Source organism: Formosa haliotis, assembly GCF_001685485.1.
Taxonomy (GTDB): domain Bacteria; phylum Bacteroidota; class Bacteroidia; order Flavobacteriales; family Flavobacteriaceae; genus Formosa; species Formosa haliotis.
Genome location: NZ_BDEL01000001.1, coordinates 593,338 through 619,298 on the forward strand (window position 1 = coordinate 593,338; position 25,961 = coordinate 619,298).

At 34.2% G+C, this 25,961-nt stretch carries 27 protein-coding genes and 1 other RNA gene; 18 read left to right on the forward strand and 10 right to left on the reverse strand.

Features of this window, described 5'->3' with window-relative positions:
- Positions 1–182: 182 nt before the first annotated feature.
- The 6 genes from gcvT to A9D35_RS02530 all read left to right on the forward strand — a co-directional run bounded on the left by gcvT (position 183) and on the right by A9D35_RS02530 (position 4,858).
- Complete coding sequence (gcvT, locus tag A9D35_RS02505) at positions 183–1,253, forward strand: glycine cleavage system aminomethyltransferase GcvT (RefSeq protein WP_066218553.1); 1,071 nt, start codon at positions 183–185, stop codon at positions 1,251–1,253.
- Positions 1,254–1,283: 30 nt separating this feature from the next.
- The gene (locus A9D35_RS02510; protein ID WP_066218555.1) at positions 1,284–2,114 is read left to right on the forward strand and encodes a sugar nucleotide-binding protein; all 831 of its coding nucleotides are present in this window, start codon (positions 1,284–1,286) and stop codon (positions 2,112–2,114) included.
- Positions 2,115–2,168: 54 nt separating this feature from the next.
- Positions 2,169–2,462 carry a 4a-hydroxytetrahydrobiopterin dehydratase gene (locus A9D35_RS02515; protein WP_066218557.1) on the forward strand — a complete coding sequence of 98 codons (294 nt, stop codon included), beginning with the start codon at positions 2,169–2,171 and terminating at the stop codon, positions 2,460–2,462.
- Positions 2,463–2,665: 203 nt separating this feature from the next.
- The gene (locus A9D35_RS02520) at positions 2,666–3,391 is read left to right on the forward strand and encodes a YebC/PmpR family DNA-binding transcriptional regulator (protein WP_066218559.1); all 726 of its coding nucleotides are present in this window, start codon (positions 2,666–2,668) and stop codon (positions 3,389–3,391) included.
- A 298-nt stretch (positions 3,392–3,689) separates the two neighbouring features.
- Positions 3,690–4,472 carry a DUF3050 domain-containing protein gene (locus tag A9D35_RS02525; protein ID WP_066218562.1) on the forward strand — a complete coding sequence of 261 codons (783 nt, stop codon included), beginning with the start codon at positions 3,690–3,692 and terminating at the stop codon, positions 4,470–4,472.
- A gap of 59 nt (positions 4,473–4,531) precedes the next feature.
- On the forward strand, positions 4,532–4,858 hold the full coding sequence (locus A9D35_RS02530; protein WP_066218565.1) for a DMT family transporter: 327 nt from the start codon (positions 4,532–4,534) through the stop codon (positions 4,856–4,858).
- Here A9D35_RS02530 and A9D35_RS02535 read toward each other — a convergent pair.
- The 4 genes from A9D35_RS02535 to kdsB are packed head-to-tail and all read right to left on the reverse strand — an operon-like array spanning position 4,855 to position 7,967.
- Positions 4,855–5,400 carry a 1-acyl-sn-glycerol-3-phosphate acyltransferase gene (locus tag A9D35_RS02535; protein WP_141675583.1) on the reverse strand — a complete coding sequence of 182 codons (546 nt, stop codon included), beginning with the start codon at positions 5,398–5,400 and terminating at the stop codon, positions 4,855–4,857. The two genes, A9D35_RS02530 and A9D35_RS02535, sit on opposite strands and share 4 nt — an antisense overlap.
- Positions 5,401–5,430: 30 nt before the next feature.
- Positions 5,431–6,492 (reverse strand): iron-containing alcohol dehydrogenase family protein, encoded by a 1,062-nt coding sequence (locus A9D35_RS02540; protein WP_083191757.1) that lies wholly within the window; start codon positions 6,490–6,492, stop codon positions 5,431–5,433.
- Positions 6,493–6,546: 54 nt separating this feature from the next.
- Positions 6,547–7,248, reverse strand: coding sequence for an HAD family hydrolase (locus A9D35_RS02545; protein WP_066218570.1), 702 nt, complete (start codon positions 7,246–7,248; stop codon positions 6,547–6,549).
- Complete coding sequence (kdsB, locus tag A9D35_RS02550; protein ID WP_066218574.1) at positions 7,239–7,967, reverse strand: 3-deoxy-manno-octulosonate cytidylyltransferase; 729 nt, start codon at positions 7,965–7,967, stop codon at positions 7,239–7,241. Before kdsB ends, A9D35_RS02545 begins: the two co-directional genes overlap by 10 nt.
- A gap of 183 nt (positions 7,968–8,150) precedes the next feature.
- Between kdsB and A9D35_RS02555 the strand changes: the two genes are divergently transcribed.
- The 5 genes from A9D35_RS02555 (at position 8,151) to A9D35_RS02575 (ending at position 12,509) form a co-directional block, all read left to right on the forward strand.
- Complete coding sequence (locus A9D35_RS02555) at positions 8,151–8,792, forward strand: DUF937 domain-containing protein (RefSeq protein WP_066218577.1); 642 nt, start codon at positions 8,151–8,153, stop codon at positions 8,790–8,792.
- 117 nt (positions 8,793–8,909) lie between these two features.
- Positions 8,910–9,344, forward strand: a complete 435-nt coding sequence (locus tag A9D35_RS02560) for a DUF6146 family protein (RefSeq protein WP_066218580.1) — start codon at positions 8,910–8,912, stop codon at positions 9,342–9,344.
- A 25-nt stretch (positions 9,345–9,369) separates the two neighbouring features.
- Positions 9,370–9,864, forward strand: a complete 495-nt coding sequence (locus A9D35_RS02565; RefSeq protein ID WP_066218582.1) for a DUF6787 family protein — start codon at positions 9,370–9,372, stop codon at positions 9,862–9,864.
- Between the two features lies 1 nt (position 9,865).
- Positions 9,866–10,198 carry a hypothetical protein gene (locus A9D35_RS02570; RefSeq protein ID WP_066218585.1) on the forward strand — a complete coding sequence of 111 codons (333 nt, stop codon included), beginning with the start codon at positions 9,866–9,868 and terminating at the stop codon, positions 10,196–10,198.
- A 61-nt stretch (positions 10,199–10,259) separates the two neighbouring features.
- Positions 10,260–12,509 carry a TonB-dependent receptor gene (locus A9D35_RS02575; protein WP_066218588.1) on the forward strand — a complete coding sequence of 750 codons (2,250 nt, stop codon included), beginning with the start codon at positions 10,260–10,262 and terminating at the stop codon, positions 12,507–12,509.
- A gap of 35 nt (positions 12,510–12,544) precedes the next feature.
- Here A9D35_RS02575 and A9D35_RS02580 read toward each other — a convergent pair whose 3' ends face one another.
- Together A9D35_RS02580 and folE are read right to left on the reverse strand one after the other, a co-directional pair.
- The gene (locus A9D35_RS02580) at positions 12,545–12,856 is read right to left on the reverse strand and encodes a hypothetical protein (RefSeq protein ID WP_066218593.1); all 312 of its coding nucleotides are present in this window, start codon (positions 12,854–12,856) and stop codon (positions 12,545–12,547) included.
- 56 nt (positions 12,857–12,912) lie between these two features.
- A complete protein-coding gene (gene folE / locus A9D35_RS02585) occupies positions 12,913–13,509 on the reverse strand; it encodes a GTP cyclohydrolase I FolE (RefSeq protein WP_066218594.1) in 597 nt (198 codons plus the stop codon).
- Positions 13,510–13,821: 312 nt separating this feature from the next.
- Here folE and A9D35_RS02590 point away from each other — a divergent pair, with 312 nt between their 5' ends.
- Genes A9D35_RS02590 through A9D35_RS02605 form a run of 4 tightly spaced genes read left to right on the forward strand, consistent with a single transcriptional unit; the run spans position 13,822 to position 17,346 of the window.
- A complete protein-coding gene (locus tag A9D35_RS02590; protein WP_066218597.1) occupies positions 13,822–14,484 on the forward strand; it encodes an ABC transporter ATP-binding protein in 663 nt (220 codons plus the stop codon).
- A gap of 1 nt (position 14,485) precedes the next feature.
- Entirely contained in the window at positions 14,486–15,049 is a 564-nt protein-coding gene (locus A9D35_RS02595; protein ID WP_066218600.1) for a CPBP family intramembrane glutamic endopeptidase, read from the forward strand.
- Entirely contained in the window at positions 15,046–15,810 is a 765-nt protein-coding gene (locus tag A9D35_RS02600; RefSeq protein ID WP_066218602.1) for a TIGR02757 family protein, read from the forward strand. The genes A9D35_RS02595 and A9D35_RS02600 overlap by 4 nt, the downstream gene beginning before the upstream one ends.
- 39 nt (positions 15,811–15,849) lie before the next feature.
- Entirely contained in the window at positions 15,850–17,346 is a 1,497-nt protein-coding gene (locus A9D35_RS02605; protein ID WP_066218605.1) for a S10 family peptidase, read from the forward strand.
- Between the two features lie 382 nt (positions 17,347–17,728).
- On the opposite strand, the gene rny is transcribed toward A9D35_RS02605, so the two are convergent.
- The 4 genes from rny to A9D35_RS02625 form a co-directional block, all read right to left on the reverse strand.
- Complete coding sequence (rny, locus tag A9D35_RS02610; RefSeq protein ID WP_066225718.1) at positions 17,729–19,303, reverse strand: ribonuclease Y; 1,575 nt, start codon at positions 19,301–19,303, stop codon at positions 17,729–17,731.
- A gap of 60 nt (positions 19,304–19,363) precedes the next feature.
- A non-coding RNA gene (ssrS, locus tag A9D35_RS02615) (6S RNA) lies at positions 19,364–19,471 on the reverse strand.
- 54 nt (positions 19,472–19,525) lie between these two features.
- On the reverse strand, positions 19,526–19,819 hold the full coding sequence (locus A9D35_RS02620; protein WP_066218607.1) for a cell division protein ZapA: 294 nt from the start codon (positions 19,817–19,819) through the stop codon (positions 19,526–19,528).
- Positions 19,820–19,839: 20 nt separating this feature from the next.
- Entirely contained in the window at positions 19,840–20,130 is a 291-nt protein-coding gene (locus A9D35_RS02625; RefSeq protein WP_066218609.1) for a coiled-coil domain-containing protein, read from the reverse strand.
- A 179-nt stretch (positions 20,131–20,309) separates the two neighbouring features.
- Between A9D35_RS02625 and A9D35_RS02630 the strand changes: the two genes are divergently transcribed.
- From A9D35_RS02630 to A9D35_RS02640, 3 genes are read left to right on the forward strand one after another with little or no spacing between them, the layout of a single operon-like run.
- Positions 20,310–21,998, forward strand: a complete 1,689-nt coding sequence (locus tag A9D35_RS02630; protein WP_066218612.1) for a M23 family metallopeptidase — start codon at positions 20,310–20,312, stop codon at positions 21,996–21,998.
- Positions 21,999–24,473: a TonB-dependent receptor gene (locus A9D35_RS02635; protein ID WP_066218614.1), complete on the forward strand. Its 2,475-nt coding sequence runs from the start codon at positions 21,999–22,001 to the stop codon at positions 24,471–24,473.
- Positions 24,474–24,503: 30 nt separating this feature from the next.
- Entirely contained in the window at positions 24,504–25,961 is a 1,458-nt protein-coding gene (locus A9D35_RS02640; RefSeq protein ID WP_066218616.1) for an FAD-dependent oxidoreductase, read from the forward strand.

A 25,961-nucleotide genomic window follows, 5' to 3' on the forward strand; every position in this document is an offset into this window, starting at 1 on the left:
GTTGGTTACTCAAATATAATAAGTTATGCTGAATAAATACAATCTTGATTTACATTAAATTATTAATAAACCATCTTCTTATTCAAGATTAAAGCGTGCTATAATTAAGTTGATTTTATACACTTCTCCCGCTAAAAACAGATAAATTTCAATACTTTTGCAGCATATTCAATTCTATCTAAATGAAAAAAACAGCTTTAACTACAACTCACGAAGCTCTAGGTGCTAAAATGGTACCTTTTGCAGGATTTTATATGCCCGTTCAATACGAAGGTGTAAACATAGAACATGAAACAGTTAGAAAATCTGTAGGTGTTTTTGATGTAAGTCACATGGGAGAATTTTTAATTGAAGGTCCTAATGCCTTAGACTTAATTCAAAAAATAAGTAGCAACGACGCTTCTAAATTAACAGTAGGTAAAGCACAATACAGCTGTTTACCAAATGAAGATGGTGGTATTGTTGACGATTTAATTATTTACAAACTAAAAGAAGAAACTTATTTACTTGTTGTAAACGCTGGTAATATTGAAAAAGATTGGAATTGGATTACCTCGCAAAACGATGTTAGTGCAAATATGCGCAACTTAAGCGAAGATTATTCTTTATTAGCGATTCAAGGCCCAGAAGCTATAGAGTCTATGCAACCATTAACAAGCAAAAATTTAGCTGGGATTGCGTTTTATAGTTTCGAAATTGGTGATTTTGCAGGAATAGAAAATGTTATTATTTCGGCTACAGGATATACTGGTAGTGGTGGCTTCGAGATTTATTGTAAAAACAATGAAGTAAAACAAATTTGGGATAAAGTTGTAGATGCTGGTGCCAAACCTATAGGACTTGCTGCTCGTGATACCTTACGTTTAGAAATGGGGTATTGTTTATATGGAAATGATATAGACGACACCACATCGCCAATAGAAGCAGGTTTAGGGTGGGTAACAAAATTCACTAAAACCTTCACTAATTCTGAAGCCTTAAAAGCAGAAAAATTAGCTGGACCAGACAGAAAATTAGTCGCATTTAAAATAGATGGTCGCGGAATTCCTCGTCATGGTTACGACATTGTAGATAACGATGGTAACAAAATAGGAACCGTAACTTCGGGTACCATGTCGCCTTCTTTAGGTATTGGTATTGGTTTAGGTTATGTGTCTTCGGCTTATACTGCTATAGACAGTAAAATTAATATACAAATTAGAAAAAATGCTATTCCTGCAACGGTTGTAAAGCTTCCGTTTTATAAAGGCTAATAGTAGCTAGGCTTCTCAAGAAGTAGGTTTATGAAGGAGAGCAGAAGCAAACATAAAATCTTAATTTTAGGAGCAAGTGGCTTTATAGGTAATGCGATCTATAAAGAGCTTTGCTCCTATTTTAATACCTATGGAACTTATCATATTTCTAGAAAAGAGTTTGATAACAATCAGCATTTTTTTCAGTATAAAGTTGAAGAAGATGATATTTTCGAAATTCTAGACGCCGTTCGACCTACTATCATCGTATCGGCATTACGCGGAGATTTTTCAGCACAAATTATAGCTCATAATCACCTATCCGAATATCTCTTGGCAACCAATACACGACTCTTTTTTATGTCATCGGCCAATGTTTTTGATGCCTATAGCCAATATCCTAGCTACGAATACGACAAAACATTGAGTCATAGCATATATGGGCATTTCAAAATTAAAATTGAAAACATGCTCATGCGATTGCCTAAAAGACAAATTGTTATTTTAAGGGTACCCATGGTATTTGGAGCGCAGTCGCCAAGAATACAAGAGATTAAACAGCATTTACACGAAAAGACTGCTATAGAAGTATTTCCTAATTTAATTATGAATGTAACGTCCGATTCTAAACTTACGCAGCAAATTCATTATTTAATTAATAGGAATAAATATGGGATTTATCATTTAGGGAGTACCGATTTAGTACATCACGATGAATTTATAAAGGAAATCATTTCAACTATTGGGCTTTATAACCCGGTTTTAAAACAAGTATTTACTACAAACGACGATAGATATTTAGCAGTTTTACCTAAAGATAACTTATTACCAAAACACCTAAGAGTGATTAGCAAACAAATATTAACCGAATTAGAAGTGTAATTGATTTTACCAGTAATAATCACTATTTTTAGTACCAATTAAAACACAAAAAAAATGAGCAAATTATCAGAAGAAGATATAGAAAAGCGTTTATTAAACTTACCAGAATGGGAGTATTACGAAGACGCCATACACGCCGAATTTGAATTCGAAAACTTTAAAGATTGCTTTAGTGCTATGAGCAGAATTGCATTCGAGTGCGAAGCCTTAAACCATCATCCAGATTGGTCTAATGCCTATAATGTACTCTCTATTTCGCTAACTACACACAGCGAAAATGGTGTTACAGAAAAAGATTTCAAATTAGCAAAAGCGATAGAAGATATCCTAGAACCAGACGAAGATTAAACTTAAATTTGTTGACATATTTTTTTAAATTTGCAATCAACTAAAAACATATACATATCCAATATATTTCCGTAAGCAGTTCTTGTAATAAAGATGCTGGCTTGTCTAGCAGATTTGAGATTAGCCCATTTAAGGTCGGGCTCAAAAAACACTACTTTTGGATGTAGACGGATACCTAATAAAAATATTAAAATACATAAGAAATGGGAAGAGCTTTTGAATTTCGTAAAGCACGTAAAATGAAACGTTGGTCTGCCATGAGTAAAGCATTTACTCGTATTGGTAAAGACATTGTAATGGCAGTTAAAGAAGGTGGTCCAGATCCAGATAGTAATGCACGATTACGTGCCGTTATCCAGAATGCTAAGGCCGTTAACATGCCTAAAGACAATGTAGAACGTGCCATAAAACGAGCTAGCGACAAGAGTTTAGGCGATTTTAAAGAAGTCCTTTTTGAAGGCTATGCACCTCATGGAATTGCTATTTTAGTAGAAACGGCTACAGATAATAATACGCGTACCGTTGCCAATATACGTAGCTATTTTAATAAATGTGATGGGAGTTTAGGAACATCTGGATCTGTTGTTTTTATGTTTGACCATACGTGTAATTTTAGAATTAATGCCGAAGGTATAGATCCAGAAGAATTGGAATTAGAATTAATTGATTTTGGAGCCGAAGAGGTTTTTGCAGACGACGATGGTATTTTAATCTACGCTCCTTTCGAGAGTTTTGGTGCCATTCAAGCCGAATTAGAGTCTAGAGAAATAGAAATTTTATCTTCAGGTTTCGAACGTATTCCGCAAATTACAAAGGAATTAACAGCAGAACAGGTTGCCGATGTAGATAAACTTTTAGAAAAAATTGAAGAAGATGACGATGTACAAAACGTATATCACACCATGAAAGAATCTTCAGACGAAGAGTAAATTCAAACTTCAAAAATCATATTAAAAAGAAGCCGTCCGAAAAGTATTAAAGTCCAACCTTCTGAATGTATTTTCAGATGTTCATCCATGGAAAGTCAAGGGTGTAAAAATTGAATTTCCTTGCCTATTTGTAGTCAAGAATTCAGATTGGAAAAATTCAACTTTTTAGACAGTTTCTTTTTTATTCCAAATAAAATTATCTCCTAAAGGTGAATAAATCTATAAAACCTAGAAAATATATGATTAGGGTTTTGTAAATTTGACTTCCAAAAATACATTCATTTAGCTCTCATAAAATATGCCTCACATTAAGCGTATAGAATCAGAAATATCAGATTTACAACATAAATTACGTCACCATAAATTATACGATGTGCTTACCACCGCAGAAGATGTTAAGCTATTTATGGAACATCATGTGTACACCACATGGGATTTTATGTCTTTGTTAAAAACCCTGCAATTGCAATTTTCTACATTTAAATTACCTTGGGTACCGAATGATAATCCCGACATTTTTAAATTTATAAATGAAATCGTAGCTGCAGAAGAAAGCGATGTTAATGAATTGGGTGAAACCAAAAGTCATTTTGAGATGTATGTAGATAGTATGCATCAAATTGGAGCGAATACGACCTTAATTACAACTTTTACAGAACTTATACATAATAAAATATCGGTTTCTAAAGCGGCTAAATTGGTGTATATTCCAGAGTTTATAAAAGATTTTATCGAATTTACGTTTAATATTATTGAAACCAAGAAGCCACATGTTATGGCCGCCGTTTTTATTTTTGGACGAGAAGATATTATTACAGATAAAGTTTTAAAAGTGATTAACTCTATCGAATCTGAAGATATTTCATGTTCTAAAATAAAGTTTTTATTAAACCGCTATCTCTTCTTAAAACAAGAAGATCATCGTGCCTTATCGTATAGGATGTTATCTAAATTATGTGGTTCAGATCTAGTAAAATGGGAAGAAGTATTAACCGCTTCCCGCGAAGCTTTAGAACACCGTATTATTCTATGGGATAATATTTATACTATTATAAAAACCAATAAAGAAGAATTGGATTAGTCTCGTATTACCTTATTGTTTTATCATAATCCAATTTTTATGCATTTAACCTTTAAATTATGAATTGGATTTTACTTGTAATAGCCGGCTTATTCGAAGTAGGTTTTGCTTCTTGTTTAGGTAAAGCAAAATATACCCAAGGCATAGAAGCCACATATTGGTATATTGGCTTTTTTGTGTGTTTAACCATAAGCATGGTGCTCTTGGTAAAAGCAACCGAAACATTACCTATAGGCACTGCCTATGCCGTGTGGACAGGAATTGGGGCTGTTGGTACCGTGTTAGTTGGTATATTTATTTTTAAAGAACCTGTAGATTTTTGGAGAGTATTTTTCTTATCTACTTTAATACTTTCTATTGTTGGATTAAAATTTGTATCGCATTAACCGAAACTTTTTTCCGGCACTTTACCTACAACACCTTTAAAAAAGGCCTCCATAAATTTAAAATCGGCTTCCATATCGTCTGTAGGATAGAATGGTTTCGAAATCACATTTTGCTTTTTACCAAAATCGAAAGTTATCATTACAATAGGTACGTTAGCTTCTTTAGCTATGTAATAAAACCCCGTTTTCCAGGCTTCAACTTTCTCACGCGTTCCCTCGGGAGCAATATTTAAACGAAATTCTTCTCTGTTTTTAAACAACTCGGCAATAGCTTGTACTTTATTTTGTCCAGAAGTTCTATCTAAGGCCACACCTCCTACTTTCCTGAAATACCAACCCATAGGCCATTTAAAAAGCTCTTTTTTGGCTACAAAATTTATAGGAGTGTCTTTAATTTTACGAATTAAGATACCGATATAAAAATCGTGCCAACTGGTATGAGGAACAGCAATTACGATATACTTTTTTAAGTCGCGTGGAAAATCACCTATTAATTTCCATTTTAATACCTTAAAATATATAAACTCATAAAGTGATTTAATCATAATAAAAAAATTTACAGGCAGTTGCTGTTACATAACACTGTACATGCTTTTTAATTTATCTCTAGTAATTGTTTTTTTCCAATTTGGTCCTAAAGCATTTTCCCAAAGCGGTACAAGACTTAAAGCGACATCGATCATCGTATTATACTCTGCATCAGTTAAATCTTTACACAGCCCTTGAGGTAATTGGATGTTATGTTTTAGTTTCATGGCTTTAAAAAGCTTAACGCCTTCCGGATAAAACTCTTCCAATTGATCGAACACGATGCAATTTCCTAGTCCGTGTTTTGTTCCTAATAAATAAGACAAACCATAACTCATGGCATGCGCAATACCTACCTGCGAATAAGCAATACTCATGCCACCATGCCAAGAGGCCATCATTAATTTATCTTGCGCTTCCTTTTTGTCTAATGTATTATCTAGAAAAACCTCCTTACACAAAGCCATAGCTTTTTCGCCATAACTTTGGCTAAATGCATTTAAATAAGTACCTGTTAAAGATTCTACACAATGAATATAACAATCCATGCCGGTATAAAACCATTGGTTTTTAGGAACATCATTTATTAATTCTGGGTCTAACACCACCTGATCGAAAGGTGTATAATCTGAATTTATTCCTAATTTTTTTTCAGGCCCTGTTAACACGGTGGTTCTAGACACTTCAGAACCGGTTCCGGAGATCGTTGGAATTCCAACGTGATAAATTGCTGGATTTTTAACTAAATCCCATCCCTGATAATCACTGGCTTCTCCTTCGTTTGTCAACATAATAGATACCGCTTTAGCAATATCTAATAAAGTACCGCCTCCAATACCAATTATACCAGATGGGCGGTCTTTAAATTTTAAAATAATATGTTCTACAAGGGCATCAATTTGTGAAGTTTTTGGTTCATCGGCCGCAGAAACAAAAATTATTTCATCTTCATACCCTAACGGAATACGAGAAGTGATTTTGTCGTTGCCTTGAAAAACGTCATCAACAAAATATATAAATGGTGCTTTTACGTTTAAACGTTTAGGTGCTAAAATGTCTTCTAACTGATTAAAACTACCACGTCCAAATATGACTTTGGACACCATCGGAAAATTTTTAAAATTCATACTAATTATATAATAACACGTGTATTATTCAGTTTATAAAAGCTGTAATAAGTCTTTTAAACCATTAAGAGTCTTATACGCTTTATTTTGTATCTCGTTTTCTGTAACTTGTTCGTGTACCCAAGTGGTGTGAAACGGAATATGAATGGCTTGGGCATTTATGTTTACAAGGGGCAGTACATCAGATTTTAAAGAGTTCCCAACCATTAAAAATTCGGAAGGATCAATCTTTAAATGATTTAATAAATTAGAATAGTTTTCTTCTTTTTTATCGCTAACCACTTCTATATGATGAAAATATTGCAATAAACCCGATTGTTTTAATTTGCGTTCCTGATCTAATAAATCGCCTTTAGTGATTACTATTAATCTGTAGTTTTCTGCTAATGATTTTAAAACCAGTTCTACATCTGCTAATAAATCTACAGGTTTGTTAATCATCTCTTTTCCTATATCTAGAATAGCTTTTATAGTACTATTAGAGACTGTATTATTAGATATTTCTAGAGCCATTTCAACCATAGACAACACAAAACCTTTTATACCGTAACCGTATAAAGGCAGGTTTTTTAACTCCATTTTAAAAAGTTCCTGATCGATTTGGTTTATGGTTTCGTACTGAGATAATAAGGTTGCAAATTTTGCCTCCGCATCTCTAAAATAGGTTTCGTTCACCCATAAAGTATCATCGGCATCAAACCCAACTACTTTTATTTTACTATAATCTACTTCCATAATTTCTTGGCGCGTTCTAAATCTTCAGGCGTGTCAATTTCTACTCCTTGTACATCGGTTTCTACCATTTTTATACGCTTACCATATTCTAAATAACGAATACATTCAATTTTTTCTGAAGCTTCTAGAGGCTTCATTGGTAATTTATAAAAATCTAAAATCGCCTCTTTTCTAAAAGCGTAAACCCCTTTATGTTTAAAATATTTTACGTTTACATTGGGATCTCTCGGATACGGAATCGGGCTTCTAGAAAAGTATAAAGCAAAATTAAAATTATCGACAATCACTTTTACTGTATTCGAATTAGCTATTTCCTCCTGATCTGTAATATGAACCATTAAAGAAGCCAAATCGATTTGTTTGTCGGTATCGTCCTTAAATACTTCTATTAACTTTCTTAAAGATTCTACATCTGTAAATGGTTCATCACCTTGTACATTTACCACAATGTCTATATCTAAAAACTCGACTGCTTCGGCAATTCTATCGCTACCACATTCGTGTTCTTTAATGCTCATAATCGCTTTACCTCCATTATTTACAACTTCATTATAAATAATATCGCTATCTGTTACAACAATAACATCGTCGAATAATTGGGTGGCAACTGTAGCTTCGTAAGTCCGTAGAATAACACTTTTCCCTCCTAAATCTTGCATTAATTTCCCCGGAAAACGAGAGGCGCTATACCGCGCAGGAATCATTGAAATTATTTTCATAGTATAAAACTAAATCAACTTCAAAAATACAATTTTCTAATACATTTTAGGTGTCGCAAATCGTAAAGTTTTTATAAGTGTTACAACTCAAAAAGATTATTCTTAAATAAAAGACAATTTTTAACAGAGCAACTTCATTAATTCGTAACTTTAACTAACATTAATTTTAAAAACCATAAAAAAATGTCTGGTATATTAGATTTATTAAATAGTGATTCAGGTAAAAGCCTAGTAAACGAATTAGCAGGACAAACAGGTCAAGACGAAAGTAAAACAGGACAATTACTCTCTATGGCATTACCGGTACTCATGCAAGCTATGAATAGGAATGCAAGTGCTTCTCCTGAAAGTGCCGATAGCCTTTTAAACGCTCTAAACTCAAAACATGACGGAAGTATTTTAAATGATTTAGAAGGGTACTTTAAAGGTGGAGTTGATGAATCTGCTATAAACGACGGAAGTAAAATTTTAAATCATGTTTTAGGGGATAAACAACAACACGTAGAACATGCTTTAAGTCAGAAGTCTGGAATTAACGCTGGTACCGTTGCACAAATTTTAAAAATGGCGACACCTTTAATAATGGGCTATTTAGGCAAAAAGAAAGCCGAACACAATGTCAATAATTCTGGCGATTTAGGAGGATTATTAGGAGGATTATTAGGAGGAAGCGATCCTAAACATGAACGTAGTTTCTTAGAATCTATTTTAGATGCAGATGGAGACGGAAGCATTGTAGACGATGTTGCAGGTATGTTTTTAGATGGCAATAAAAAAGGAAACTCTGGTGGATTATCTGGAATGATTGGTGATTTACTAAAATAATCTTTTACATACTTTACAATATAAAAAAGCCAAGCCACGTTGCTTGGCTTTTTTGTGTCCCTACTTTACTTTTAAAACTTAATTAATAATTGTATATTTAATAAAATTCGTTTTAAAATGAAAGCACTAGTCTACATCTTTATAATTGCCATTTGTTTTGTTGGATGCCATTCCACCAAGCCAAAAGTAGCTAGTGGCACCTCTGAAGTGAATCTTACAGAAAACGATACCGTTCGCATAGAAAATGATAGTTTAGAGTATGAAATTATTATTATAGAACCTGGTTTTAATTATTGGTTGGCTAGTACAGCCCGGCCGGAAGGATACTACACCCAACAATTCTTAGAATCTAGAAACTACGTGATGGTTGTAGAGTGGAATAATCGTGTAATTAACCCAGGTCGCTACGATCCTAATTTATATGAACTCACCATAGATTATAGGCCCAATATAGATTATGGATATGAAGTGAATTATAAGCTTTATAATTATTTTATATACTTTCAGATAAAATACAATCAGAAATTGTCTGGTTTTGTTCCTAGAATTTAACATATATTTGCAGTCGTAAATATTTATGGAAAAATTTAAAAAACATTGGGAAATCACTAAAAATTGGCAACTCATCTTTCCAATTGTAGGGTTATTGACCCTTATATATAGTGGTTTTAAGATTTCTCGCTCCATTCTCGGAAATTACAGTCCTTATATTATTGCCCTATCGACTGTAGTAATTTCATTTTTACTATTAAAATTCTTTCTTTTTCTGTTTAAAAAAGTAGAAAAAAAATGGGTCTTAAACTACCGTTGGGAAATGATTCGTGTGTTTATGGTATTTGCCGTAACAGGGTCTTCCTCTCTATTTGTTGGTAGACCTATTATGCAATGGATTGGAATTACTAAAGAGAATTTAAGCCCGTTTTTATACTGGACCTTATACATTATTGTAGGTATTATATTTTACCAGATTCTATTGGTCTTTTTTGGATGGTTATTCGGGCAGTTTGAATTTTTCTGGACATTTGAAAAGAAAATGCTACGTCGTTTTGGTTTAAAACGATTTGTAGATTAGTATGCAAAAACTAAAAAAACATATTGCTTTTAAATCCTTTACCTTGGTATTGGTTTTTACCCTCCTAACTCCAACATTGGTGAAGTTTCATCACATTTTTGAAACCCACCATCACGAGGTTTGTCACGGCGAAAAAAACACGCATCTACACACAGCAAATGTAGATTGTGAGTTCTATAAATTTCAATTAAATCATCTTTTTACGATACCAATTTTTATTGCCGAAATTCCCTTGGTTAAAGAAAATCACCAATTAATTTCATCGCAATATCACTTTATAAGCGATTACCAACATCTCCCTTTTGCATTAAGAGGACCTCCTGTTTTAATTTAAACCAACTCACTTAATTTGATTAAAATCAGTACTTTACATTGTTTAAATTAAACACATACAAATGAAATCATTCATAATAATATTATTATGTTTTGTAGCAATGCCCAGTATGGCACAAAACATACTACAAGGTCGTGTAGTAGAAGACGACACACAACAAAGCCTAGCATTCATAGAGGTATATTTTCCACAACTTGAAAAAGGAGCTATTACCGATGGGGATGGAAATTTCGCTATAGAAAACCTACCTACAGGAACTTACAAATTGGTTAGTTCTTCTATGGGTTACGAGACAACAACGCAAAACGTTACTTTACCTTATACAGGAAACCTTTTAATTTCTATTAAAACGTCTGCTATAGAAATGGAAGAAGTTATAATATCGACTCCCTTTCATAAATTACAACGCGAAAACGTTATGAAAGTGGAACGTGCAAAAGTTGGAGATTTAAAAGCAAGTGGAGCAGTAACTTTAGCTCAAGGGATTACAGATATTCCAGGTGTTGAAAGTATTACTACTGGAATGAGTATTGGTAAACCGGTAATTAGAGGTTTAAGCTCCAATCGAGTATTAGTTTATACTCAAGGTGTCCGTTTAGAAAACCAGCAATTTGGAGACGAACACGGGTTAGGTATAAATGATGCTGGTATAGAAAGTGTGGAGGTTATAAAAGGTCCGGCATCCTTGCTTTATGGTAGCGATGCTTTAGGAGGGGTTTTGTATTTAAACCCAGAACATTTTGCGGCACAAGATGAATCTCACGGAGATTTTGGAGTAATGTATTATGGAAACACCCAAGGTATCAGTACCAATTTAGGATATAAAACATCTGCTAATAAATTTAAATTTTTAATCCGAGGAAGTTTATCTGAACAATCCGATTACAACACAGAAGATTACCGCGTTACCAATACACGTTTTAAGGAAAAAGATTTAAAAGCAGGATTCGGATTTCAAGATACTCATTTTAAAACCGAAGTTCGTTATAATTTAAACGATTCTAGACTAGGTATCCCTGAAGAAATTGGCGAACAGTCTACTAATAAATCTCCACTGTTGCCCTATCAGCAAATTACCAACCATATTTTTAGTTCCAAGTCTAGTATCTTTTTTAAAGACTCGAGTTTAGATGTAAATCTTGGTTTTTTATATAATGACAGAAAAGAGTTTGAAGAAGAGCACGACCATGATCATGACGATGACCACGACCATGACCATGCCATAGCTTTTGATGAACATGATGAGCATGACGATCACGAGGAATTACACCCGGCACTTCATATGAAGTTAAAAACATTTAATTACGATATTAAATACAACATGGCAACCTATGGTAAAGTAGAAACTATAATTGGTGTGCAAGGTATGCATCAAGTGAATACCAATTATGGAGAAGAAACTTTAATTCCAAATGCAACGACAAACGATATTGGTATTTTGGCAACATCACATATCCATTTTAATACAATAGATGTGCAATTAGGAGCCCGGTTTGATACACGAAGCATTTCTACAGAAACAGAATTAAATAAAACATATAATAGTTTTAATGGTGCGGCGGGTTTAAAAACCAATATTGCAAAAAACACCTCCTTACGATTAAATTTAGCTACTGGATTTAGAGCTCCTAACTTGGCAGAATTAACATCTTACGGAGCACATGAAGGCACAAATCGTTTTGAAATTGGGAATCCGGATTTAGAAAACGAGCAAAATTTTCAAACAGATTTAGCCATAGAATATAAAAACAAGCATATTGAAGTATTTGCAAATGGTTTCTATAATATAGTTAACAATTACATCTACCTTTCTCCTAACGGGGAATATATAAATAACGACCCCGTGTATTTATACCTACAGGACGATGCTGCTTTATATGGAGGTGAATTTGGTGTTCACATTCACCCACATCCAATCCATTGGTTACATATTGAAAGTAGTTTTGAAACAGTAACCGGGAAACAAGATAGTGGCGAGTACTTACCTTTAATTCCTGCAAATAGTTTTAACAATACCGTTCGTGTAGAGTTTGAAAAAACCTGGATGCAAAAAGGATATGCGTTTGTAAAATTAAGCACCACTCTAGACCAAGATAACGTCAGTGAATTTGAAACCGACACAGATGGTTACAACTTGTTTAGTGCTGGTATTGGAGGAAACTTTAAAGTATTTAAAAATATTTTAAATGTAAGTATTACAGGAACTAACCTTACCAATAAAAAATATATAAATCACTTATCGCGATTAAAAGCAGATGGTATTTACAATATGGGTAGAAATATAAGTGTAGGTTTAACCTACAAGTTATAAGGATAACATATTAGGATCTCAAACAAAAAAGTCTCTTATATAAGAGACTTTTTTGTTTTTAATTGTTGTTGTTTAACTTTCTTAGCGCTGTACACATAGGTGTAAAACCACATTAAGGTAAACGTTGGTATGATATCTAAACCAGGCATAGCTTCTTCTAAAAACGAAATTCCTGCTGCAATTTTTCCTTGTTGTCCTTTATACATTTTGGTCATGATCCAAGCCGACATTGGCGCCCAAATAATATCGAAAAACTCTCCTATTCCAGGGATAATAAAACTAACATATCCTATAGCATCTAAAAAGATGCTTAAGACTAGCTTTTTATAATTTTTGTTATTTGACATATAGTACACTTAGTATTGTTTAACTCCTTAAGTGCAAGAAACATACCAGATTATAACTATGACAAATTTTCACTAATAAGCTTTAAAAACTCATTACGTGTTTCTATTTTCTCAAACTGCCCACGAAAGCCCGAAGTTGTTGTTACCGAATTCTGTTTCTGAACCCCTCGCATCATCATACACATATGGCTCGCTTCAATAACCACAGCAACTCCTTGAGGTTTTAAGGTTTCGTTTATACAGTCTAAAATTTGCTGAGTTAATCGTTCCTGTACCTGTAATCGTCTTGCAAAAACATCTACTATTCGTGGTAATTTACTCAACCCGACAATGTGACCGTTTGGAATATACGCAATATGTGCTTTTCCGAAAAAAGGTAACATATGATGCTCGCAAAGCGAATATAATTCTATATTTTTCACTATTACCATTTCGTTATAAGACTCTTCGAACATGGCACTTTTTAAAATTTCGGCTGCATCTAAATCGTAACCTTGAGTTAAAAATTGGATGGCTTTAGAAGCCCGTTCAGGAGTTTTAATTAAGCCATCGCGAGAGACATCTTCACCAATATTTTCAATAATACTTTGGTACTTTAATTTTATATCGTCTGTAAGGTCTAAGTTATATTCTTCGTAATGTTTATAAGGCATAAATTGGTGTTTAAATGAAACAAAGATAGTAGTATTGATTGTATTAAAGATAAAGAATATAAATTAGACCTAAATAAGAAGAGTTTCAAATACGATTAGTCAATGAAATATGTACAAAATGTTGTAAAATGATAATATGATTAAAAACGTACAATCTAGAAAACATTATATGATTCTAAACAGCGGTAACACTTTGTTGTAATGTATGTGTTTTCCTAGTTCTATATTTTTTTTAATTCAGAAGAAATCAAAATCTATTTAATTTTGTAGGATAATATATAAGTATTACTTTAATCATCTTAATTACATTGCATGATTCAAGCGAAAAACATTCATAAATATTACGACGATTTCCATGTTTTAAAAGGTGTAAACCTGCATATAAAAAAAGGTGAAATTGTATCGATTGTAGGTGCTTCTGGCGCTGGAAAAACTACCTTATTACAAATCTTAGGCACCTTAGACACGCCATCAAAAAGAGAACCTTGCGAACTTATAATCAACGGTGTAAATATCCAAAATTTAAAAGAAAAGAGCTTAGCAAAATTTAGAAACGAACACATAGGATTCATTTTTCAATTTCATCAATTATTACCGGAGTTTAGTGCTTTAGAAAACGTATGTATTCCTGCTTATATAAAAGGAACGACTACCAGTGCGGCCGAACCTAGAGCAAAAGAATTACTAGATTTTTTAGGTTTATCGCACCGTTATCACCATAAACCTAGCGAGCTGTCCGGCGGAGAACAACAACGTGTCGCCGTAGCACGAGCCTTGATAAATAATCCAGGATTAATTTTTGCCGATGAACCTTCGGGAAATTTAGATAGTGAATCTGCCGAACAATTACACAATCTCTTTTTTAAACTAAGAGAAGAATTTGGTCAAACCTTCGTAATTGTAACACATAACGAGGATTTAGCGAATTTGGCAGACCGAAAATTAGTCATGGTAGACGGTAATATTAAAGCCTAATATGGAGACATACAAAATTATTTTACACCGCTTTATCACGTTTCTTAAAGCCCCTTACGTAGGTAACAAAACCTTGTTTCATGATTTTAATAAGGTTCAGGTTTTCATCACCGCTTTGGTAACCACATTTGTTTTAAACTTTGGTTTCACCATACTTTTTACCATTATAGAAACTATGGGGCTTGTTAATTTTGAAGATCATGCCTCTACAAAACTCTTCGAAGATTATCCACCTTATGCTATAGCTATTATTGGTGTAATCCTAGCTCCGTTATTAGAAGAACTCTTTTTTAGAGGTCCATTAACACTTTTTCATAACAACAAATGGTTTATTTATGTGTTTTATGTCTTTGCTATAGGTTTTGGTTTAATTCATATTAGCAATTTCGAAATAACACGAAATGTCATCATTTTGGCCCCTATTCTCGTAGCTCCTCAAATTGTTGTGGGATTATTTTTAGGAGTCATCCGATTACAATACGGTTTAGTGTACTCGATATTATTTCATGCCTTGTATAACGCTGTTTTAATTATTCCTGCCTTACTTTTTATGAATGAGCCATGACAGACAAAGACCTAAAAGAATTTCTAGATTCTAAAGTAGACCTTTATAATAATCCGAAATTTATTGAAAGCGACCCGATACAAATTCCACACCTATTTAGTGCCAAAGAGGATATTGAAATTGCTGGGTTTTTAACGGCGACTATCTCTTGGGGAAACAGGAAAAGTATTATTAAAAATGCAAAGTCTATGATGGCTTTATTAGACCATGCCCCTTACGATTTTGTGATGAATCATACGGAATCCGATTTAGAAACATTACACTCGTTTGTGCATCGTACTTTTAATGGAGACGATTTAAAACAGTTTATATTAAGTTTAAAGCACATTTATACAAATTACCACGGATTAGAATCTCTTTTTGCTCAACATGCAGAACCCGATACTCTCCAACCCGCAATACATAATTTTAAAAACGTGTTTTTTGAAAACGAACATTTACTGCGCACTCAAAAACATATTAGCGATCCGTTTAAAAATTCGGCCGCAAAACGCATCAACATGTTTTTACGTTGGATGATAAGAAAGGATAATGCCGGAGTAGATTTTGGCATTTGGAAGAGCCTTGCTCCTGCCCAACTTTCTTGTCCGTTAGATGTACATTCTGGAAATGTAGCCCGAAAACTAGCTCTTTTAAATAGGAAACAAAATGATGGAAAAGCTTTAGCAGAACTAGATTTAGCCTTACGTAACCTTGACAAATCAGATCCGGTAAAATATGACTTTGCTCTTTTTGGATTAGGTGTTTTTGAAGGTTTTTAATCCTATTTTAGTATATTTAAAATTCTAAACGACCACGCCATGAAACATTATTACGCCATTCTATTTTTATTATTTGCCATGTGTTTAAATGCACAATCCATAAAAATACCAGCAGATACCATGGTTGTTACCACACTTACAACCACTATAAAAAATAAAAGTATTTCATACACGGCAACAACTGGGACTCAACCTGTTTGGAATGAAAAGGGAGCTCCTATTGCAGCATTACATTACACCTATTACGAACGTAGTAACGTTAAAGACATGGCTAACCGACCTTTAGTGATATCGTTTAATGGCGGCCCGGGTTCTGCGTCTGTTTGGATGCATATTGCATATACCGGACCTAAAGTATTGAATATTGATGACGAAGGGTATCCAGTTCAGCCTTATGGAGTGAAAGACAACCCTAATTCTATTTTAGATATTGCCGATATTGTTTACGTGAATCCTGTTAACACAGGATACTCTAGAATGATTCCCGATAAAGAAGGTAAACTACCTGAGCGTGATATCTTTTTTGGGATAAACGCAGATATAAAATATTTAGCAGCATGGATTAATACCTTTGTAACAAGAAAAAACCGTTGGGAATCGCCTAAATATATTATTGGCGAAAGTTATGGAGGAACACGTGTTATGGGCTTGGCTAACGAGTTACAATCTCAACAATGGATGTATTTAAATGGGGTAATTATGGTGTCTCCTGCAGACTACCAATTATACGGCACGGGGCAACCTATTTATTCTGCACTTAATTTGCCTTATTTCGCAGCTACGGCCTGGTATCACAAGCTATTACCAGCCGAATTACAGCAAAAAGATTTATTAGAGGTGCTTCCAGAAGTAGAAACCTATACCATTAATACCCTTATGCCAGCCATAGCAAAAGGCGGATTTATCTCGGAAACAGAAAAACAGCAAGTTGCAAAACAGGTGGCATACTATTCGGGATTAACAGAAAAAGAAGTCCTACAAAATAATCTAGTGGTTCCAAGCAATTATTTCTGGAAAGCTTTATTACGCGATAAATCAGGTCAGACTATTGGTAGGTTAGACTCAAGATATTTAGGAATAGATAAAACAGAAATGGGTGTTTCGCCAGATTATAATGCAGAGATTAGTTCTTGGTCACACTCCTTTACTCCAGCCATAAATTATTATTTACGTGAACATTTAAATTTTAAAACCGATTTAAAATATTATATGTTTGGCGACGTTCACCCTTGGGATCGCAGAAATAATACAGTAAGAGAAGATTTAAGACAAGCCATGGCAGCAAACCCTTATTTAAAAATTTTGGTACAATCTGGATATTATGATGGTGCCACCACTTACTTTGCTGCAAAATATACCGCGGCTCAAATAGATCCTAGCGGAAAATTAAAAGATCGGTTTACAATTAAAGGCTACAGAAGCGGACATATGATGTACCTAAGAAAAGATGATTTAATCTCAGCAAACGAAGATATTCGAGAGTTTATTACAAAAGCATCTAGTAACGGTAAAGCTGCAAAATACACCAGAGAGTAACTTATTGAGTTTTCTATTTAAAAAGTTTAAGCCGATAGTTTGACATCTAGTCTAAGCTATCGGCTTTATTTTAGTACGAAAGTAAAGTCGATTGCTTACCGCTCATTTTCCTTTTTAAGAATGGAATACAAGCTTTAAATAATGTCTGAGCTTCTCATTAGTTTTGAAAATTAGTAATCTCTTATTATTAGGTATATCTGTTTAACTAAATTCGCATGCTATGTGATACTGAAACAAGTTCTGTTTGACGCTCTACTAGGGAGTTTTAATCTAAATTTACTTCAGAATATCTCAATATAAATTATAAATGAATGATTAGCATAAACAAAAAATCCAGCAACTTGCTGGATTTTTTGTTTGTATAAATAGGTAACTCTAAATATTACTTAGCAATATTAACAGCTCTAGTTTCTCTAATTACAGTCACTTTTACCTGACCAGGATAGGTCATATCTGTTTGGATTTTCTGAGAAATGCTGAATGATAAATCAGCTGCGTTTTGATCGTTAACTTTTTCACTTTCAACAATTACACGTAATTCTCTTCCGGCTTGTATAGCATAGGCTTTTTTAACACCTGTAAAACCAAATGCAATATCTTCAAGATCTTTTAAACGTTGTATATAACTGTCTAATACCTGACGTCTAGCACCTGGTCTAGCTCCAGAAATAGCATCACAAACTTGAACTATTGGTGCTAAAAGGGACTTCATTTCTATTTCGTCGTGGTGCGCTCCAATAGCATTGCACACGTCGTCTTTTTCACCAAATTTCTCAGCCCATTGCATTCCTAAAATAGCGTGAGGCGTCTCCATATCGGCTTCTGCATCTGGCACCTTTCCTATATCGTGTAATAAACCGGCACGCTTGGCTAATTTCGGGTTTAACCCTAATTCTGCAGCCATAATACCACAAAGCTTAGCAACTTCACGTGAGTGTTGCAATAAGTTTTGTCCGTAAGACGAACGATATTTCATTCGTCCAACCATTTTAATAAGCTCCGGATTTAAATTGTGAATACCTAAATCGATTACCGTACGTTTACCAACTTCTATAATCTCTTGCTCGATTTGTTTTCTTGTCTTTTTAACAATCTCTTCAATACGAGCAGGGTGAATTCTACCATCTGTAACTAATTTATGTAACGATAAACGTGCAACTTCACGTCGTACAGAATCGAAACAAGATAAAATAATAGCTTCAGGCGTATCATCTACAATAATTTCTACACCAGTTGCAGCTTCAATAGCACGAATGTTTCTTCCTTCACGACCAATAATACGACCTTTTACATCGTCTGATTCGATATTAAATACAGATACACAGTTGTCTACTGCTTCTTCTGTACCAATACGCTGAATGGTGTTTATAATAATTTTTCTTGCTTCTTGCTGTGCGGTAAGTTTAGCTTCTTCTACCGTATCTTGAATATAAGATAAGGCGTCATTTTTAGCTTCGCCTTTTAAAGATTCAATTAATTGCGATTTGGCTTCTTCTGCAGATAAACTAGATATAACTTCTAATTGATCAATCTGGCTTTTATGAAGACGCTCTATTTCTTCTTGTTTCTTGTCTAAAAAGTCTAAACGCTGATTGTAGTCTTTTAATTTAGCTTCGTATTCTTGATTTAATTTTTTGTTTTTAGATAACTCATTCGACACCTGAGATTCTTTGTCTCTCGTGCGTTTTTCTGCATCTCCTATTTTTTTATCGCGACTTAAAATTACTTTTTCATGCTCAGATTTAAGTTCAATAAACTTTTCTTTAGCTTGTAATATTTTGTCTTTTTTAATGGATTCACCATCATTTTTGGCATCTTTTATAATTTTTTCGGCTTCACTTCTAGCATCAGAAAGGACTTTCGATGCATTATTTTTTTCTAAAGTCTTAGCTATTATAAAGCCAATTATGACGCCGAGTAACGCGCCTCCTGCAATTAATATAATTGAGTTCTCCATGGGTTCAGTTAGTATTATTAATATATAAAAAAAGCCTGCACCGGTTTTATTGTTTTGTATAAACTCCTTAAAAACAAGTTTAGGGCTAACAAGTTGATCAAGGATCTGCTCTAAGACAGCTTGCTTTTACAACTTAAACTCACCCTTTTTAAAGAATTAACGTTGAGTTTATCAAAAATAAATAACCAATACAGGCAGTAACTTTGTCTATTTTAAAGATCGTTAAGAATTCAATTGTTCATGTAATAATCGATTTAAAGCGTTAAGCTTGTCCTCTACATGTTCACTTACAGATTCCTTATCTATTTGTTTTTGTTCTACTTGAGTTGCAAATTGTAACGCACACATGGCCAACACATCTTGCTTATCTCTAACAGAATAACTTTGCTCAAATTGCGTAATCATAGCCTCAATATTCTTAGCTGCTTTTCGTAAACCTTCTTCCTGCTCTGGAGCAATAGTTAAAGGATATACTCGATTAGCAATAGAAAGTTTAATTTTTAGCATCTCTGACATTACATCATTTTATGATTACATTATTCAGAGAGTTGTGCAATACAATAATCAATCTCCCTTACTAACGAATTTATTTTAAGCTTTGTTTCTCTTTTATTATCATCACTGCCAAGCATGCTTTTTGCTATTTTGAGAGCTTCATATTTTTCTGCCCAAGCTTCAATTTCTTGTTGCTGTGATTGAAGGTTAAGCCGAGATTGTTTTAAATCCTCTTCTAATTTAGCATTCGATTGCTTTAACGCGTCTACCCGTTGTAGCATCTTGCTAATTTTATCTTCTAGAGCATCTACAATTTCTTCAATATTACTCATTTGCAATTACCATACTTATCTCACAAAGTTAACATACCTAGGTAAAAATAACAATTGTTTTGCTCATAAAATTTAAAATACTTTATTCGCTCTCATTTTCAATATGATGTGAACCTAATATCAGATTATACTTTGGTTATTGGTAGCAAATAATTACTTTAGTGCCTCAATTTTTATTTATGCGAATCCCTTTTTTATTACTTTTTTTTATTCCTTTTGTACTTTTTTCACAAAACCCATATCCTCAAGATTATTTTAATAATCCGTTAGACGTTCCTATTGTACTAGCCGGTACTTTTGCCGAGTTACGCTCAAATCATTTCCATTCGGGTATGGATATTAAAACACAACATCGGGAAGGATTAAAAGTATTAGCTTCAGCCGAAGGCTTTGTAAGTCGGATTAAAATTTCTCCTTTTGGTTATGGTAAAGCGTTATACATTACGCACCCAAACGGGTATACTACGGTATACGCCCATTTATCAAAATTAGCACCCAAAATTGAGGCTTACCTTAAGGAACAACAATACGAAAAGGAATCGTATAGCATCGAGCTCTTCCCTCCTATTAAAGCGCTTTTAGTACAACAAGGCGAACTTGTTGCTTATAGCGGAAATACGGGAAGTTCTGCTGGCCCTCATTTACATTTCGAAATTAGAGATAAAAATGAACACCCTATAAACCCCATGTTGTTTGGCATTAATACTAAAGATACCACCAAACCAATTATTAGTAATTTATATGCCTATCCTATTGGCGAAAATTCTCAAGTCAACAAATCGGATAGTAAACAAAAAATACGATTAATTAAACAAGCAGACGGGAATTTTATTACCGAACCTATTGAAGCCGTTGGGAAAATTGGCTTCGGAATAGAAACCGTAGACCGTCAAGATTTAGCTAGAAATAACAATGGTGTGTACAACATCCAGACAAAAGTTAATGGCCAACCAAATTTTGAAATTGACTTTAGTACCTTTTCTTTTGATGAAACAAACGACATAAACAGGCTTATAGATTACCAAATTTATAAAGCCGATAAAGACCGCATTCAAAAACTATTTATAGACACTAATAATAGTCTAAGCCTATATAAAAACACTACCGACAATGGGTATTTAAGTGTTACAGACAGCACCTCTTTAGTTTACAAAATAAAGGTGAGCGATTTTGAAGCCAACGAAACTTGGGTTACCGTATCTATAGATGGAAAACATAGTCCAGATGTTTTAAAACAATCACCAAAAGTGACTCCTCATTATATATACGAAAATAAAGCTTCAACATTAACTGAAGGCAATGTCACTGTAAACTTCTATAAACATACTTTTTACGATGATTTCTTTTTAGATTTTCAAGTCTCTAACGATACCTTAACCCTAGGACCAGAAGGTCATGCTGCTCGAAAAAATTTCAATATCGCTTTTGATATTTCAAAATATAACGAAGCCGACAAATCAAAATTGTTTATTGCAGAACTTGTAGGCTACAGAAAAACACCCAGTTATTCTAAAACCACACGTCACGACAATACCTTGTCTACCTATACAAAAGATTTAGGAATATATACTTTAGTCTCAGATACTATGGCTCCAAAAATTACACCTCTAAATTTTAAAAACGAGCAATGGATTAGTACCTTAAATACATTGAAAGTAAAAATTACCGATGATCTTTCAGGCATTTCAGATTATAGAGCAACCATTAATGGAAAATGGATTTTGATGGAATACGAATATAAAAATAACACCCTGACTTACGATTTTAGCGATAATATAAGTACAGATACCACCAACGATTTTAAAATAATAGTAACCGATAATGTAGGAAATAGTTCTACATTTGAAGCTAGGTTTCACAGAAAATAAATGAAAACATTTTTTACTCACAAGCGTTTTTTACTGCAAATCGTATATGTCCTTATACCGTTTTTAGGACTCTCTCAAAATGGAACTTTGCAAGGGGTTATTCTAGATGAATTAAAACAACCTATACCTAACGTAAATATTAAAGCCGGAACAACAGGAACGCTATCTAATGAGAATGGTTTTTACACCATTAAAATTCCTGACAACAAAGATGTTACAGTTGTTTATTCACATTTATCATTTAAGTCTGTAACTGCTAGTTTTCATTTAAAAGATGGTGAAGTTTTTGAATTTAACCCCATTTTAAACACCAATGTAGAGCAAATTGAAACCGTTGTTTTATCTGGTAGAAAACGTAAAGATGTACAAGGTATTGTGAATTTAAATCCTGCCGAAATACGTAAAATTCCAGGCGCAAATCCAGGGGTTGAAAATCTATTAAAAACACTTCCGGGTGTAAGCAGCAATAATGAATTAAGTACTCAATATTCTGTTCGTGGTGGAAATTACGACGAGAATTTAGTTTACGTAAATGGCATAGAAGTGTATCGCCCATTTTTGGTGCGTTCTGGGCAACAAGAAGGTTTAAGTTTTGTAAACAGCGATATGGTACAAAATGTAGACTTTTCGGCGGGAGGATTTCAAGCTAAATACGGCGATAAGCTATCTTCTGTTTTAGATATTACCTACCGTAAACCTGTAAATTTTAGAGTTAATGCCGACTTGAGCCTGCTTGGTGGAAGTCTTTCTGTAGAAGGTGTTAGTAAAGATTCAAAATTCACTTCGCTTGTTGGTATGCGTTACAGAGATAATAGTTTATTGGTAGACGCCAAGGAAACTGAAACCAATTACGATCCTAAATTTGCAGATATTCAAGCGTATTTCACATACCAGTTTACAGATAAATTCAGTTTGAATTTCTTAGGGAATGCAACCATTAATAAGTACAATTACGAGCCAGAAACGCGCCAGACAAATTTCGGAACTCTAGATAATCCCTTAGCCTTACTTGTTTTTTACGAAGGCCAAGAAAAAGATGCTTACCAAACGCTTTTTGGCGCATTACAGGCTACTTACGAAGTAAGCGATAAATTAAAATTACATTTAGTGGGGTCTACATATCACACTACCGAAGAAGAATATTTTGATATTTTAGCACAATACAGACTCGGAGAAGTCAACAATAATATAGGTGATGAAAATTTAGGTGATGTTGAATTTAGCCATGGTATTGGCGGACAGTTAAATCATGGAAGAAACGATTTAGATGCCTTAATTTCTACAATCGAGCATAAAGGAAGCTATACCTCTAACGGAAATGATTTTGATTGGTCTGTTAAATTTACAAATGAAGATATTAGAGACCGTCTTGTAGAATGGGAAGTTATAGATTCTGCTGGGTTTTCTATTAACCCTCCAAAATTCAGAAATCCAAACAATCAACCTTACGAACCTTATGAAGGCCCATTGGTAGCCTTTCAAAATGTTCGTGCTACAAATCATACTAGTATTGATAGAATTCAGGCCTATTTACAATGGAGTCGCCGATTTGAACTTGGCGATGCCGAAGTCTGGGCAAATGCCGGTGTGCGATCACATACTTGGACTGTTAGTGGTGAGGATATCGAAAAAAACACACAAACGGTAATTAGTCCGAGAGCTCAATTCGCTATTAAACCAAACTGGAAACACGATATGCTTTTTAGAGTTTCTGGAGGAGTCTATTACCAGCCTCCTTTTTACAGAGAATTAAGAGATTCTAGCGGTACGGTTATTCCAGATGTGAAAGCTCAGAAATCGATTCATTTTGTAGCGGGTAACGATTATAGTTTCCAAATATGGGAACGCCCTTTTAAGTTAACCACCGAAGCTTATTATAAAAAACTTACCGATGTTAATCCGTATACGGTAGAAAATGTTCGTATACGTTATCGTGCAGATAATAATGCCGAAGCTTATGCCTATGGTTTAGACCTTAGAATAAACGGTGAATTTGTTCCTGGTACAGAGTCTTGGTTTAGTTTTGGATATTTAAAAACCGAAGAAAACATAGACGATCGTGGTTATATTGCTAGACCAACAGATCAGCGTTTAAAATTTGCCGCCTTATTTCAGGATTATGTACCTAAATTACCGGCTATGAAAATGTATTTAAATTTGGTATACAATACAGGACTACCAGGAGGCTCTCCAAGTTATGCGGACCCTTACGATTATCAAAACCGCTTACCAGATTATAAACGTGCCGATTTAGGTTTACAATATGTTATTGTTGATGTAAATGAAAACTTTGAAAACGGATGGAAAAAACCCTTTAAGTATTTATCTGTAGGGTTTGAAATTTTTAATGTTTTCGATGTTCAAAACTCGATTACAAACACTTGGGTTCGCGATGTGTATAGTAAACGACAATACGCGATACCTAATTATTTAACACCTCGCGTATTTAACGTAAGAACAACCATGCAATTCTAAATTTTCAATATAAAGTAAACTTTGTGCGACGTGAAAAAGGTAGACGATAAAGATACATGTTGGACAGTTTGCTCTGATTGTCACGGTCAAGGAAGAAAAAGACAGCGGCTACGCAAGAAGGATCGCCGTCATTACCAAAATGCGTTAAAACAATTTGAAAATTCTAAAGAGAAAGGCCCTGCTCCTGTTCGCCCTAAAGGCCCGTTAATTCCATGTATAAATTGTTCAGGCTCGGGAATAATCCCTGCTTCAAGCTATCCGAAACCGGACCATAACACCTATCCTCATGTTGCTATTATAGGAAGTGGTATTGGTGGTGCAGCTTTGGCTGTAGCTTGTTTACATCGGGGTATTCCATTTACCCTTTACGAACGCGATACGAGTTTCGATGATCGGGCTCAAGGATATGGTTTAACCTTACAACAAGCAAGTAAAGCTATTGCTGGCTTAGGAATACCTAATTTGAACGAAGGGGTCATTTCATCTCGACATGTGGTTCATACAACCCAGGGAGAAATTATTGGAGAATGGGGTAACAGAAAATGGGTAAAAACTCAAAACAAGGCTGCTTCAAAACGCACCAATATACATGTCCCTAGACAAGCCTTACGGAATGCTTTATTAAAGCAACTCGATAGACATAGTGCCATACAATGGGGCCATCAATTAATCGATATTAAAAGTCAGAAAGATAATAGTATTACATTAGGTTTTAAAGTGAATGGCGACATTAAAACTGAAAAAGCAACATTGGTTGTTGGTGCAGATGGTATTAGAAGTACGGTAAGAACTATACTTCTTAGCCCTCAAATTAGCCCACTACGTTATTTGGGTTGTATAGTAATTTTAGGAATTTGTCCGCTCGATAGCATCGCAAATACAGATTCTAATTTACTTGATTCTGCCACCGTATTTCAAACAGCAAACGGTAATGAACGTATTTATATCATGCCATTTACAGCAAACTCCGTGATGTGGCAGCTAAGTTTTCCCATTTCGGAACAGGAAGCTAAGGCTTTGAGCAAAGCGGGTTCGAAATCCCTAAAAAAAGAAGCACAAAAAAGAACGCAGTGGCATACCCCAATACCTCAAATTATAAATGCCACCCAAGAATCACAGATTTCTGGTTACCCAGTTTACGATCGCGAATTACTTAAACCGGAAGTATTAAATCATGCAGGCCCGGTTACACTTATTGGTGATGCTGCTCACCCCATGAGTCCGTTTAAAGGACAAGGAGCCAACCAAGCTTTATTAGATGCTCTTTTATTAGCAAGAGACCTTACAAAAGGATGCGGACCTCACTCTGATTGGAATACTAATGGCATTCGAAAAACAATTTTGGAAGATTTTGAAATTGAAATGTTAAAGCGTAGTGCATCTAAAGTAAAAGATTCTGCTGCAGCTGCAAAGTTCTTGCATTCAGAAATTGTACTTCATAAAGCTAACGAACCAAGAGGACGATGTTTAAAAAAGAAAAAGAATTAG

What these genes read in the sequence shown, in the direction of transcription:
- A9D35_RS02565 (WP_066218582.1), top strand. Translation starts at nt 9,370, where the DNA reads ATGGAAAAATTTAAAAAACATTGGGAAATCACTAAAAATTGGCAACTC.
- A9D35_RS02545 (WP_066218570.1), bottom strand. Translation starts at nt 7,248, where the DNA reads ATGGAAGTAGATTATAGTAAAATAAAAGTAGTTGGGTTTGATGCCGAT.
- A9D35_RS02560 (WP_066218580.1), top strand. Translation starts at nt 8,910, where the DNA reads ATGAAAGCACTAGTCTACATCTTTATAATTGCCATTTGTTTTGTTGGA.
- A9D35_RS02580 (WP_066218593.1), bottom strand. Translation starts at nt 12,856, where the DNA reads ATGTCAAATAACAAAAATTATAAAAAGCTAGTCTTAAGCATCTTTTTA.
- kdsB (WP_066218574.1), bottom strand. Translation starts at nt 7,967, where the DNA reads ATGAAAATAATTTCAATGATTCCTGCGCGGTATAGCGCCTCTCGTTTT.
- A9D35_RS02635 (WP_066218614.1), top strand. Translation starts at nt 21,999, where the DNA reads ATGAAAACATTTTTTACTCACAAGCGTTTTTTACTGCAAATCGTATAT.
- A9D35_RS02530 (WP_066218565.1), top strand. Translation starts at nt 4,532, where the DNA reads ATGAATTGGATTTTACTTGTAATAGCCGGCTTATTCGAAGTAGGTTTT.
- A9D35_RS02575 (WP_066218588.1), top strand. Translation starts at nt 10,260, where the DNA reads ATGAAATCATTCATAATAATATTATTATGTTTTGTAGCAATGCCCAGT.
- A9D35_RS02555 (WP_066218577.1), top strand. Translation starts at nt 8,151, where the DNA reads ATGTCTGGTATATTAGATTTATTAAATAGTGATTCAGGTAAAAGCCTA.
- A9D35_RS02620 (WP_066218607.1), bottom strand. Translation starts at nt 19,819, where the DNA reads ATGTCAGAGATGCTAAAAATTAAACTTTCTATTGCTAATCGAGTATAT.
- A9D35_RS02525 (WP_066218562.1), top strand. Translation starts at nt 3,690, where the DNA reads ATGCCTCACATTAAGCGTATAGAATCAGAAATATCAGATTTACAACAT.
- gcvT (WP_066218553.1), top strand. Translation starts at nt 183, where the DNA reads ATGAAAAAAACAGCTTTAACTACAACTCACGAAGCTCTAGGTGCTAAA.
- A9D35_RS02630 (WP_066218612.1), top strand. Translation starts at nt 20,310, where the DNA reads ATGCGAATCCCTTTTTTATTACTTTTTTTTATTCCTTTTGTACTTTTT.
- folE (WP_066218594.1), bottom strand. Translation starts at nt 13,509, where the DNA reads ATGCCTTATAAACATTACGAAGAATATAACTTAGACCTTACAGACGAT.
- A9D35_RS02625 (WP_066218609.1), bottom strand. Translation starts at nt 20,130, where the DNA reads ATGAGTAATATTGAAGAAATTGTAGATGCTCTAGAAGATAAAATTAGC.
- A9D35_RS02595 (WP_066218600.1), top strand. Translation starts at nt 14,486, where the DNA reads ATGGAGACATACAAAATTATTTTACACCGCTTTATCACGTTTCTTAAA.
- rny (WP_066225718.1), bottom strand. Translation starts at nt 19,303, where the DNA reads ATGGAGAACTCAATTATATTAATTGCAGGAGGCGCGTTACTCGGCGTC.
- A9D35_RS02570 (WP_066218585.1), top strand. Translation starts at nt 9,866, where the DNA reads ATGCAAAAACTAAAAAAACATATTGCTTTTAAATCCTTTACCTTGGTA.
- A9D35_RS02510 (WP_066218555.1), top strand. Translation starts at nt 1,284, where the DNA reads ATGAAGGAGAGCAGAAGCAAACATAAAATCTTAATTTTAGGAGCAAGT.
- A9D35_RS02540 (WP_083191757.1), bottom strand. Translation starts at nt 6,492, where the DNA reads ATGGTGTCCAAAGTCATATTTGGACGTGGTAGTTTTAATCAGTTAGAA.
- A9D35_RS02590 (WP_066218597.1), top strand. Translation starts at nt 13,822, where the DNA reads ATGATTCAAGCGAAAAACATTCATAAATATTACGACGATTTCCATGTT.
- A9D35_RS02600 (WP_066218602.1), top strand. Translation starts at nt 15,046, where the DNA reads ATGACAGACAAAGACCTAAAAGAATTTCTAGATTCTAAAGTAGACCTT.
- A9D35_RS02515 (WP_066218557.1), top strand. Translation starts at nt 2,169, where the DNA reads ATGAGCAAATTATCAGAAGAAGATATAGAAAAGCGTTTATTAAACTTA.
- A9D35_RS02520 (WP_066218559.1), top strand. Translation starts at nt 2,666, where the DNA reads ATGGGAAGAGCTTTTGAATTTCGTAAAGCACGTAAAATGAAACGTTGG.
- A9D35_RS02605 (WP_066218605.1), top strand. Translation starts at nt 15,850, where the DNA reads ATGAAACATTATTACGCCATTCTATTTTTATTATTTGCCATGTGTTTA.